Origin of the sequence: Amycolatopsis thailandensis, assembly GCF_042723255.1 — a bacterium.
Taxonomy (GTDB): Bacteria; Actinomycetota; Actinomycetes; order Mycobacteriales; family Pseudonocardiaceae; genus Amycolatopsis; species Amycolatopsis thailandensis.
The window spans coordinates 1-12058 of the sequence record NZ_JBHXJK010000197.1 but is presented as its reverse complement, the minus strand read 5'-3'; the positions used below and the strand labels follow the sequence as shown (position 1 = coordinate 12058).

Sequence of the window (12058 nt, the reverse complement as noted above, 5' to 3'; positions counted from 1 at the left end):
TGAAGGCCCCCTTCCTTGCGCTAGGCGCAAGGAAGGGGGCCTTCATGTACTTCAGGCGGGCGAGGCGCGACTCAGCGGCTCAGGTACCCGAGCCACCCGCCGTACCCCGTGATGTCCTCCGCGCCCTCCACGGCCAAGGGTTCGCAGACGAAGCCGGACACCTCGCTCCCGTCGGCCAGCCGCACCTTCCCGATCGCCAGCGGCGCGGGAACCCCCGCCACGAACTCGCCGAACCCGGCGTGAGGCAGGTCCCACACTTCGGCGGCGATCGCGGAGCCGCCCGAGGCGACCCGGACGAGGCCGGGCTTGGGCGGCACGGTGTCCAGCGCGTAGAACCGGTATTCGGCCGCCGTCGGACCCGCGGAAACGAACCGGCCGCCGCGGGATGTCAGTTCGTGGTTCAGCGGTTGCCCGCGCAGATGCGCGCCGACGACGGCGATCCGCGTCCGCCGCGGCACCAGGCGGGCGACGTCGGCGAGGATCCGGTCGGCGTTCGCGGCGCCGACCAGCATCACCCCGAACGGCAGCCCGCCGACCGTCCCGGCGGGCACGGCCAGCGAGGACAGGCCCAGCAGGTTCGTCGAGTTCGTGAACCGGCCCAGCCGGGCGTTCACGCCCAGCGGGTCGGCTTCGACCTCGGCGATCGTCGGGTGTTCCGTCGTCGTGGGCAGCAGCAGGCAGTCCACAGTGGACAACACTGCCGACGCCTCCCGCGAAAGACCGTCGAGCGTCGCGAGGTCGCTGAACACCCGATGCGCCGGTATGTCCTTCGCCCCACTGATGATCTGCCGCACCGCCGGATCGACGGCGTCCGGATGGGCGTCGACGAACTCGCCGACCGCCGCATACCGCTCGGCCACGAAGGCGCCCTCGTACAGCAGGCGCGCCGCGGCCACGAACGCCGATATGTCGACAGTGACCAGCTCCGCGCCCGCCTCGCCGAACGACTCGGTCGCGGCGGTGAACGCCTCGGCCCACCCGTCCTGGAGAGGGCCCACCTCGGAAGGCACACCGATCCGGAAAGGACGGTGCACGACCGGAAGGTCCCGGGGCTCGCTCAGGCAGGCGAACGCGGCCGTCGCCTCATCGACCGTCCGCGCGAACACGGTCACGCAGTCGATGCTCGCGCACGCGGGGACGACACCGGTCGTCGGCAGCAGCCCCCGCGTCGGCTTCAGCCCGACGATCCCGTTGAACGCCGCCGGGACCCGGCCCGACCCCGCGGTGTCGGTGCCCAGCGCGAGATCCGCGATCCCGAGCGCCACCGCGACCGCCGACCCCGAACTCGACCCGCCCGACACGTACGCCGGATCGATCGCGTTCCGGACCGCGCCGTGCGGACTGCGCGTGCCGACCAGCCCGGTCGCGAACTGGTCCAGATTGGTCGTGCCCAGGATCAGCGCCCCGGCCGCGCGCAGCCGCGCCACCACCGGCGCGTCCTCGGCCGGCTGGTACGCGTACTCGGGGCAGGCCGCCGTCGTCGGCAGCCCGGCGACGTCGATGTTGCCCTTGACCGCGGCGAGCTTCCCATACAGCGGCAAGGATTCCCCTGCCGCGCGACGGGCATCCAGCTTCTCCGCGTCGGCGAGCACGTCCGCCTCGGGCCGCAGGTCGATCCAGATCTCGGGCCGGTCGACCCGCGCGATCCGGTGGTACGCGGCGCGCACCCGCTCCGTCACGCTCATCCCGCGCTCCTTCCCAGAACCACCAGCGGGGTGCCGGGGGCGACCTGATCGCCGGGCGAGACGAGCACCTCGACGACCTCACCGGCGGCGGGCGCGGGGATCCGCGCCTCGGTCTTCATCGCTTCGAGGATCACCAGCGTCTCCGCCGCGCCGACCTGCTTGCCGGGTTCGACGTCCACCCGCCACACGGTCGCCGCGAACGGCGCCTCGACGACGTGCCCGCCGGGCGGGGCCTCGACCTTCGTGGTCGGGACCTTCGCGCCGGCCGGTTCGGGGCGAGGGTCGAACTCGCCCGCCGCCGCCCAGGCCTGCCGTTCCGCCTCGAACGCCGAGCTCTGCTTCTCCCGGAACGCGGCGATGTCGGCGGCGTTGTCGGCCAGGAACCGTTCGTGGTCGGCCAGCGCGAACTCACCGTCGGTGATGTCGAGTTCCAATTCCCCAGCCGAGCTCTGGGCCCGCAGGTCCAGCAGTTCCTCGGCGGTCACGGGGTACCACGAGATCCGGTCGAAGAACCGCAGCAGCCACGGCGAACCCGGTTCGAAGGATCCGCGTTGCCGCCAGCCGCTCCACACCTGCACGGTCCGCCCGACGAACTGGTAGCCGCCGGGACCTTCCATCCCGTAGATGCACAGGTACGAACCACCGATGCCGACCGAGTTCTCCGCCGTCCACGTGCGCGCCGGGTTGTACTTCGTGGTGACCAGCCGGTGCCGCGGGTCCAGTGGCGTGGCCACCGGCGCGCCGAGGTAGACGTCGCCGAGCCCGAGCACCAGGTACTCCGCGTCGAACACCGTGCGGTAGACGTCGTCCACACTGGACAGACCGTTCACGCGCCGGATGAACTCGATGTTCCACGGGCACCACGGCGCGTCGTCGCGCACCCCCGCCATGTACCGCTCGATAGCCTCGCGCGTCGCCGGGTCGTCCCAGGACAACGGCATCCGCACGGTCCGGCTCGGCACCACCAGGTCGCCGGTGCGCGGCAGATCGTGCTCCACCTCCTGCACGAGCCCGAGCAGTTTCGGGACCGGCAGGACGTCCGGGTCGACGTGGACCTGCAGCGAGCGGATGCCCGGCGTGAGGTCGACGACGCCGTCGAGGCCTTCCGCGCCCAGCCTGTCGGCGAGGGCGTGGACCCGCATCCTCAGGGCCAGGTCGAGTTTCATCGGCCCGTACTCGATCAGCAGGTTGTCGTCGCCGCTGCGCCGGTAGGTGACCTCGGGGTTCTCCTCCGAGGTGGACAGACGGCCGAGGATGCCGCCGTCGTCGATCGGCTTCCGGGTCGCCTTGACCGCCGCGCTCGGAGAGACGCGCAGGGACCCGGCGTGCTCGGTGGTGATCGGCACGAACCGCACGGTGTCACCCGGCCGCAACTGGCCGAGCTTCCAGCGCTGCCCGGTGACCACGGTCGCCGGGCACACGAACCCGCCGAGGCTCGGCCCGTCCGGGCCCAGCAGGATCGGCAGGTCGCCGGTGTAGTCCACGGCGCCGATCGCGTACGGCGTGTCGTGGATGTTCGACGGGTGCAGCCCCGCCTCGCCGCCGTCTTCCCGTGCCCAGCGTGGCCGGGGCCCGACGAGCCGGACGCCGGTCCGCGCGGAGTTGAAGTGCACCTCCCAGCCGGTCGCGTAGAAGGTTTCGACGTCGTCCGGGGTGAAGAACTCCGGCGCCGCGTGCGGTCCCTCGGACGCGCCGATCTCCCAGTGCGTCGTGAACACCGGTCGCTCGGCTTCGGGAACCGGGCCCGCGACGGCGTTCTCCGGAACCGGTCCGGGAGAAAGGACGTCGCCGGTCGCCAGCGCGCGGCCGCCGTGCCCGCCGAAGCCGCCGAGCGTGAACGTCGCCGCGCTGCCGAGGAAGTCCGGCACGTCGATCCCGCCGCGGACGAGGACGTACGCGCGGAGCCCGGCGGTGCCGGTACCCACGTCGAGCACGCTCCCGGCGGGGACTTCGAATGGCGTCCACTGTGGAACGTCGTGGCCGTCGACGGTGACCGGAGACGGCGATCCCGTGACGCAAACGATTGCGTCGTCGGTGAACCGCAGCGAGACACCGTCCACAGTGCACTCCAGGCCCGGCGCGCCCTCGGGGTTGCCCAGCGCGCGGTTGCCCAGGCGCAGCGACAGATCGTCCATCGGCCCGTTCGGCGGGACACCCACGTGCCAGAACCCCAGCCGTCCAGGCCAGTCCTGGACGGTGGTCATCGTGCCGCCCCGCAGGACCTCGATCCGCGGCTCGGGATCGGTGATCTCGTCGAGCGTCGCGGTGTCGTGCGTGACGTCGTGCAGCCGCCGATCCGCGGCGACCGCGCGCAGCTGCCCGAGGTTCGTGCGCACCCCGTCCACCCGGCTTTCGCCGAGCGCGGCACCCATCGCGGCCAGGGCTTCGGCGCGGTCCGCGCCGACGGTGATCACCTTGGCGAGCAGGGGGTCGTAGTGCGTCGTCACCTTCGCGCCGGCTTCGACCCAGGTGTCGACCCGGACACCCTCCGGGAAATCGGCGCGGGTCAGCAGCCCCGCGCTCGGCCGGTGCCCGGCGGCCGGATCCTCGGCGTAGACGCGTGCTTCGACGGCGTGCCCGCGCGGTTCCGGCGTGGTGGCGAACATCCCGGTGTCGCCGTCGGCGAGCCGGAGCATCCACGCGACGAGGTCGATGCGATAGACCGCCTCGGTGACCGGATGCTCGACTTGGAGCCTCGTGTTGACTTCGAGGAACGCGGCCTCCTCGCGAACCGGGTCGTAGATGAACTCGACCGTCCCGGCCGACCGGTAGCGCACCGAAGCGCAGAGGTCGACCGCCGCCGAGACCAGTTTCTCGCGCACCGCGTCGGGAAGTCCCGGGGCGGGGCACTCTTCGAGCACCTTCTGGTTGCGCCGCTGCAGCGTGCAGTCCCGCGTGCCCAGCGCCAGCACCTCACCCGCGCCGTCGCCGAACACCTGGACCTCGACGTGCCGCGCGTGGGTCACGAGCCGTTCGAGGAACACCCCCGAGGTCGAGAAGCTCTTGGCGGCGATGCTCTGCACCGCGTCCCAGGCGTCGCGCAACTCGATGACATCGGCGCAGGCGCGCATGCCGATCCCGCCGCCACCGCCGGTGGCCTTGAGCATCACCGGGTAGCCGATCCCGGCGGCCGTCGTCTCGGCGTCGGCGAGGGTGTCCAGCAGCCCGGTGCCCGGCAGCAGCGGGACACCGGCCTCGACGGCCTTCTCCCGCGCGGTGTGCTTGCTGCCGAAGACTTCGAGATGGTCCGCGGTGGGGCCGGCGAACCGGATCCCCGCCGCTTCCGCCGCCCTGGCGAACGCGGCGTCCTCGGACAGGAAGCCGTAGCCGGGATGGATCGTGTCCGCCCCGGTCTTCAACGCGGCTTCGATGATGGCGTCGGCGAGGAGGTAGCTCTCCCTCGCCGGCGCCGGACCGAGCCGGACGGCTTCGTCGGCAAGCCGTACGTGCGCGGCCGTACGGTCGGCGTCGGAATGGACGGCGACCGTCGGAATGCCCATCTCCCTTGCGGTGCGGATGATCCGGACCGCGATTTCCCCCCGGTTGGCGACGAGCAGTTTCACGCGTCACCGCCGGTGACGACCATGCGGACGGCGGTCGGGTCGAAGCCGTTGCACGGGTTGTTGATCTGCGGGCAGTTCGACACCAGCACGAGCACGTCGGTCTCGGCGCGCAGCTTGACCTCCATACCGGGCGCGGAGATGCCGTCGACGATGCCGAGCGTGCCGTCCTGTTCGACCGGCACGTTCATGTACCAGTTGACGTTGCTCACCAGGTCCCGTTTGCCGAGGCCCCACTTCGCGCCCTCGGTCAGGAAGTTCTCGACGCAGGCGTGCTGGTACCGGGTGTGCTGGCCGTAGCGGAGGCTGTTGGACTCCTTGCTGCAGGCGCCGCCGATCGTGTCGTGCCGCCCGCAGGTGTCCGCGACGACGGTCAGCAGTGGGTCGCCCTCGCCGGTGCGCAGCACGCTGCCGGTGGTGAGGAAGATGTTGCGCTGGGCCGAGATCGTGGCCGCCGCGCTGTACCTCTTCGCCGTGTCGGCCGCGTCGTAGCAGAGGAAGTCGACGGCCTGGTTGCCGCCGAGGTCGATGATCGCGAGTGTCTCGCCCTTGCGCAGCACCGTGGAGTACGGCGTCCGCGGGGCGACCTCGGTGTCGGAAATGACCGTCATGCGATCCCCCTGGCGGTGAGGTAGTCGGCGGTGTTCTCGAAGGCGCGCTGCGCCTCGGGTGACGCTGTCCATTCAGGACTGTCCGGAGTGGACGGTGTGCTCCGCTGGGCGAAGACGCGCAGCGGGGTGACCGTGTAGTCCGGGCGCGGGTCGAGCGGGTGCGCCACGTTGGCGATCAGGACGACGACCGGGAGTTCGGTGCGCAGGACGACGGATTTGCCCGGCCCGGCCGAACCGGTGAACGTCAGCCCGCCGTCGGTCTCGACGTGGACGCCCTGGAAGAAGGACAGGCTGGGCGGGAGATCGCGAGGAGTGAGCCCGTTCTTCGCCGCGGCGAGTGTGAACAACGCGTTCCCCGACGGCGAACCGCCCTGAGGACTCCCGTCGCCGTAACGTTCGACGTTGCCGTCCACAGTGGACGTTCCGCAGAGGGCGTCGTGCTTGCCGCTTTCGTCGGTGACGACGGTCGCGAGGACGCGAGCCTGGTCCGAAAGCAGTGCGATCGCTTCGCCGAGATAGGCGTTCCACTGGACCTTCACCGTGTCCGCGACGTTCAGCCGCTCCCACGGCTGATCGGCGTTGAACAGCAGCAGATGCGCGCAGGCGTCGCCCTCGACGTCGGTCAGCCGCAGTTCGGTGCCGCGGGCGAGGACCTTGTGGGTGTAGCCGCCTCCGGCGACGGTCTCGGCCCAGACCAGCTTCGCCGGGTCGATCCCGGACGGCGGATCCGGCCAGGTGGACGCGGGGATGGCGGGCATCGCCTCGGTCACCGTGCCCGCTTGGGCGCGGGCGTGGTCGCGAGCGCCGTACGTGGTCGATGTCGTGCTCATGGAACCTTCCTTCAGGTCGCGGGGACGGGAACCGTGGTGAGCGCGGAGCGGCGGCGCCAGCAGAGATAGCCGGTGAGCAGCGCGGCGCCGACGAACTCGATCGGGAACAACAGGACCCAGACGGAACCGGTACCCGCCAGGTCGTAGATGTCGGCTCGTGGCCAGGCGATGTTGACGATCATCATCGCGCCGTACCCTACTGCCGCCACGTTGACCGGAATAGCCCATCGCCCCAGGGAGAAATGGCCCGGTTCGGCGCTGAAACGGCCTTGACGACGCCGGATCAGCAGCGGTCCGGTCACCAGCAGATAGGCGAGGTAGACCACGACCACCGACGTGCCGGTGATGGTGCTGAAAATGGTCGGATTGCCGAGATTGAGCAGCAGCAACCCGATTGCGAGCAGTCCAGACAGTACCGCGGGCGCGATCGGCGTGCCGGTGCGGGCGTTGACCGCGGAAAGGCGTTTGGCGCCGGGAAGCGCGCCGTCGCGGGCCATCGCGTAGAACAACCGGACGGTGCCGGTCTGGATGGTCAGCGTGCAGACGACGACCGCGATCGCGACGTCGGCGAGGAACACTCGGCCCAGCGTGTCACCGAAGACGGCCGTGATGACGTACGGCAGGCCTTTCCCGGCCAGCTGCCCGTCGGTCAGGCTCGGGGCCGCCATCAGGGCGGTGATGACGACGGCGAGCCCGCCGATCCCGGAGATCAGCAGCGCGCGGAGCACGGCGCGGGGTGCGGTGCGGCGCGCGTTCTTGGTCTCTTCGGCGACCGACGCCGCGGTGTCGAAGCCGTACAGGACGTACGCGGCCATCAGTGCCGAAGCCAGGACGCCACCGACGCCCGGGCTTTCGCCCGCGGGCTGGAGCACGACCTGCGGACCGCGGACCGCGAACATCGCGAGACCGATGATCAGCACGAGGACGCCGACGAGTTCGGCCGCGACCCCGACGTCGTTGATCCGCGCCATGAGCCGCACGCCGCCCGCGTTGATCGCGGTGGTGACGACGATCAGCAGGGTGCCGAGCAGGACGGCGTTGCTGGCGCCGGTCGGCGACGTGATCGCCGGATCACCGCCGACGAGCTGGAAGCCGCTCCAGACCGACGGGAGGACGACCTGCAGCGCGATCGCCGCGCCCGCCAGCGCGACGACGCAGCCCACCAGCATCATCCAGCCGGCGAGCCACCCCGCGAATCCGGGGGAGAGGTGTTTCGCCCACTGGTAAACCGATCCTGCCAGCGGAAATCGGGCGGCGAGTTCGGCGAAGTTGAGCGCGACGAGCAATTGCCCGGCGATCACCAGCGGCCATGTCCAGAAGAAGAGGGTGTCACCGAACGAATAGCCGAAGGCGAACAGCTGAAAGACCGTGGTCAGGATGGAAACGAAGGAGAAACCGGCGGCGAAGGCGGAGAAACCGCCCAGCGTCCGGCGAAGTTCTTGACGGTACCCGAAGGCGGAAAGGTCTTCGGAGGGCATTTAGGGGGCTCCTGTCTGGAGGGCCGAATTTCGATCGGTCGACCGAAATTAAGCGCGTGCGGGATCCTTCCGATCTCCGCCCGGTAAGCGCGGTGTTAACAGATACCGGATTCGGTAACCTGGGCCGACCACCGGACGTAACAAAGATCTTCGCGGAGAAATGGCAGGATCGGATAGATGACAAAAACGACCGGGGTGGGCAGACCGAGAGCCAGCGGTGCCGCGGCGAGCAAGCGGGAAGCGCGGCTCGCCGTACTGGACGCCGCGGGGGAGCTGTTCACCGGCGCCGGGTACGCGGCGACGACCACCCGAGCCATCGCCGAACGCGCCGGACTGCGCCAGGCGTCGCTCTACTACCACTTCCCGTCCAAAGAGGACATTCTCGCGGCGCTGCTGGAGGACACCGTCCGGCCGTCACTGGACGTCGCGGGCGGCCTGTCGGCCAAGCTCGCGCCGGTCGGCGCGCGGCTGTGGGCGCTGGCCTACGCGGACATCCATCTGCTCGGCAGCGCGCGGCACAATCTCGGCGCGCTGTACCTGCTGCCGGAGATCTCCTCGCCAAGGCTGGCGCGCTTCCGGGCCGAGCGGGCGGAACTCAAACGCGTCTACGGCTCGCTCGTCGCGGCGGCGGGCGTCCCCGGCGAGCTGCTCGGCATCCGGACCGACCTCGTGTTCGGGCTCGTCGAGAGCATCGCGATCGTCCGGCGTGACCAGCCGGATCTGGACGTCGAAGCGCACGCCGTCGAGGGTGCCGACAGCGTGCTGAGGCTCGCCGGTCTTGGGGAACCGGACGCTGGACTGCGCGACTCGGCGCGGGCGCTACTGGAGGACTGAAGGGGACTTTCCCCGCATGCGGTGAGGTGAAAGCGCCCTTCACCGCGTGACATGCGGGGAAAGCGTCCTTCAGCCCCGGGTCAGGCCGGGGTGGCGTGGAGCGCCTTGCTCAGCGCGGCCACGGTCAGCTCCACCTGCCACGGCCGCGCTCCGGCGTCGCGAAGGACCTGGGCGACGGAGTCCTCGCTCAGGTCCGCGGGCGGACGCCAGCAGGTGCGGCGCACCAGCTCCGGCAGCAGCAGGTTCTCCACCGGCAGCCGCCGGTCCTCCGCGATGGCGGCCAGCGCCGCGCGGGCGGCGGAAAGCCGGGCGGCGGCGTCGGGGTCCTTGTCCGACCAGCGGTTCACCGGCGGCGGGCCGTCGGTCTGCTGCGCGGGCGTTGGCAGTTCGTCGGCGGGCAGCGCGCGGGCTGCTTGCAGATGCCGCAGCCAGCTCGCGGTGTACTTGCGCTGCACCCGGCCGCTGAACACCGGCAGTGCCTGCAACTGCTCGACGGTCTTCGGGTCCGCGGTGACGGCGTTGATGATCGCGCTGTCGGGCAGGATCCGGCTCGGCGCGCGGTCGCGTTTGCGGGCGAGCTCGTCCCGCGCCTGCCACAGTTCGCGGACCGCGGCGAGGCCGCGGGCGCTGCGGATCTTGTGCACCCCGGACGTCCGTCGCCACGGCTCGGCCCGGGGGGCGGGCGGCGGCGCGGTGCGGACGGCCTCGAATTCCTGCTGGGCCCATTCGAGTTTGCCCTGGGCGGCGAGGTCGGCTTCGAGCTTCTCGCGCAGTTCGACGAGCAGCTCGACGTCGAGGGCGGCGTAGTTCAGCCAGTCGACGGGAAGCGGGCGCTTCGACCAGTCGGCGGCACTGTGCCCCTTCTCCAGCTGGTAGCCGAGAAGGAGTTCGACGAGGGTGCCGAGGGCGACCCGTTCGTACCCGGCGAGCCGTCCGGCGAGTTCGGTGTCGAACAGGCTCTTCGGGTGCAGGTCGAGTTCGGCGAGGCACGGCAGGTCCTGAGAGGCCGCGTGCAACACCCATTCGGCGTCGTTGAGCACTTCCGCGAGGGGCGCGAGCTGCCCTTCGAGCGGAATGGGGTCGATGAGGAAGGAGCCGGCACCTTCGCGGCGCAGCTGGACCAGATAGGCCTTCGGCCAGTACCGGTAGCCGGACGCGCGTTCGGTGTCCACGGCGATGGCCCCGCTGCCACCCGCGATCTTCGCGCAGGCTTCGGCGAGGGCTGTCGCGTCGGCGATCACCGGCGGAGTGCCCTCGGCGGGCTCGCGCAGCAGAACCGGTCCACCGGTGTCATCGGTGCCGGTGTTCGGGTCTGCCTGCGGATCTCCGGGTCGGTCGCCTTCCATAGGTGAAGACCCTACGGGACGAGCGGGCCGCGCCTGGTCCGCCCGCCCCGCAGGGCAGTTCGCCTTTGTCAGCGGATCACGCCGGCACGCATCGCCAGCGCCACCATCTGAGCCCGGTCACCCGTGCCGAGCTTGCGCCCGATGCGGGAGAGGTGAGACTTCACCGTGAGAGCGGAGAGGCTGAGTTCCTCACCGATCTCCTTGTTGCTCTGGCCGTCGGCGACGAGTTGCAGCACCTCGACCTCGCGCGCGGAAAGCTCGCGCGGGGTGTTGTCGGTGCCTGCTACTCGGGTGCCTGTGGCCAGGACCGGTGCGACGCTCGGGTCCGCGTAGACGCCGCCCTCGAGCACCCTGCGGACGCCGTCGGTCACTACGACCGGCGATGCCGACTTGAGCAGGTATGCCTGGGCGCCGGCCTGGAACGCCGACCTGACCGCGTACGGGTCGTCTGATGAAGCGAGCACCACAACGCGAGGCCAGCCGTGGCTACGGAGTTCCGTAACCAGCTCGATGCCGCTGCCATCCGGCAGTCCGAGATCGAGGATCGCCAGATCACAAGGCCCGGTGGCCTGTGCTCGCGCCCTCGCCTCGGCCACGGTGGCGGCCTCGTGGACGGTGCCCGCACCCATCTGTGCGAGTCTTGCTGAGATTGCCTCCCTCAACAGCGGGTGGTCATCGACCACCAACACGGAAAACAGCTCTTCCCGCGGGTGCGGAACCATGCTCGCCGGCAATGAACCGGCTGGCGTGGATCGGACGGCCTGAGAAATGCCGACGGTAGCCACGTCACTACCTCCCTGGAGTCGGTCGTGCCCCCCGACCGGCACCGGGACTTTCGGCCGTTTAGCCGCGCCAGCTTTAGACCGAAAGTGGTGTCGTCGATGGCACTGTAGCCGCCCTGAGGCCTTCACGGGGGGATCGAATGGGTATCTATCTCAAACGAGTAGTTACTCAGGGAGTTCGTTGTAACACGATCGGGCTAGTACACAGCCGGTGGCTAACGCATCGCCGAAAGAACACGATGCACTGGGGTTACCGGGGTCCAACCGACTGTGCAGATGGAGCGTGCACCTGCCGGTGCCTCTGCTCGGGAGCCTCGGAGGACAGTGTGCGGCAAGCCGGAAACCGCCTCCGGCGTGGGGCTTGATCAACTTCGCGGAGAGTCATGATCGCTTCGCTGGGTGACCGTCATGGTAACGCTCCGGATGCGTCCAGTGGTGTCCGCGAGGGCGTTTCCGGCGGTCTTGATCTTGTTGCGGACGGTGACAGGACGCGTAGCACGAACGGGGTGGTCCAGACCTCTGTATGGACGGCTCCGCGCAGGTGGGAGCTGGTCTAGTCCAGATGACCCTGAAGGGCCTCTGGGTGGCGTATGGACGCTCTGAGGGCCCCGCAAATGGGGTAGGCGAAGGTGCTCTCGGCCGCTTCGCGGCGCCTTCGCGCCCTAGGCGGCGGTCCGTGAAGGCCTCCTTCCCTACTTTGAGGGTAGGGAAGGAGGCCTTCACGGATCTGCGGGCGGTAGCAAGGGGCCTTTAGTATCGGCAGGTTTGCTAGCGACGCTAGATGGCCGGAAATCGCAAGATAACCCGAATGCTATGTCTCGATTGATGGGATTCCGGCGTGTCGAGGCGAAGCGCAAGTCCGTGAAGGCCTCCTTGAGAGTCCCCGAGTCCCTCAAGGAGGCCGTCACGGGCTTGCGGCAGAGCAGGGAGAG

8 protein-coding genes are annotated in these 12058 nt (G+C 70.0%); 1 reads left to right on the top strand and 7 read right to left on the bottom strand.

Annotated features, from left to right (window positions below; translation table 11 throughout):
* Positions 1-71: 71 nt before the first annotated feature.
* Genes ACFWMR_RS40135 through ACFWMR_RS40115 form a run of 5 tightly spaced genes read right to left on the bottom strand, consistent with a single transcriptional unit; the run spans position 72 to position 8164 of the window.
* A complete protein-coding gene (locus tag ACFWMR_RS40135) occupies positions 72-1685 on the bottom strand; it encodes an allophanate hydrolase (RefSeq protein ID WP_378382178.1) in 1614 nt (537 codons plus the stop codon).
* The gene (uca, locus tag ACFWMR_RS40130; RefSeq protein ID WP_378382177.1) at positions 1682-5248 is read right to left on the bottom strand and encodes an urea carboxylase; all 3567 of its coding nucleotides are present in this window, start codon (positions 5246-5248) and stop codon (positions 1682-1684) included. Before uca ends, ACFWMR_RS40135 begins: the two co-directional genes overlap by 4 nt.
* Positions 5245-5856 (bottom strand): urea amidolyase associated protein UAAP2, encoded by a 612-nt coding sequence (locus ACFWMR_RS40125; RefSeq protein ID WP_378382175.1) that lies wholly within the window; start codon positions 5854-5856, stop codon positions 5245-5247. Before ACFWMR_RS40125 ends, uca begins: the two co-directional genes overlap by 4 nt.
* On the bottom strand, positions 5853-6686 hold the full coding sequence (locus ACFWMR_RS40120; RefSeq protein ID WP_378382174.1) for an urea amidolyase associated protein UAAP1: 834 nt from the start codon (positions 6684-6686) through the stop codon (positions 5853-5855). Before ACFWMR_RS40120 ends, ACFWMR_RS40125 begins: the two co-directional genes overlap by 4 nt.
* Positions 6687-6697: 11 nt before the next feature.
* Positions 6698-8164, bottom strand: coding sequence for an amino acid permease (locus ACFWMR_RS40115; RefSeq protein ID WP_378382173.1), 1467 nt, complete (start codon positions 8162-8164; stop codon positions 6698-6700).
* A 177-nt stretch (positions 8165-8341) separates the two neighbouring features.
* Between ACFWMR_RS40115 and ACFWMR_RS40110 the strand changes: the two genes are divergently transcribed.
* A complete protein-coding gene (locus ACFWMR_RS40110; RefSeq protein ID WP_093934535.1) occupies positions 8342-8998 on the top strand; it encodes a TetR/AcrR family transcriptional regulator in 657 nt (218 codons plus the stop codon).
* An 80-nt stretch (positions 8999-9078) separates the two neighbouring features.
* Here ACFWMR_RS40110 and ACFWMR_RS40105 read toward each other — a convergent pair whose 3' ends face one another.
* On the bottom strand, positions 9079-10344 hold the full coding sequence (locus ACFWMR_RS40105) for an HRDC domain-containing protein (protein WP_378382172.1): 1266 nt from the start codon (positions 10342-10344) through the stop codon (positions 9079-9081).
* Positions 10345-10412: 68 nt separating this feature from the next.
* A complete protein-coding gene (locus tag ACFWMR_RS40100) occupies positions 10413-11129 on the bottom strand; it encodes a response regulator transcription factor (RefSeq protein ID WP_034318331.1) in 717 nt (238 codons plus the stop codon).
* Positions 11130-12058 lie beyond the last annotated feature (929 nt).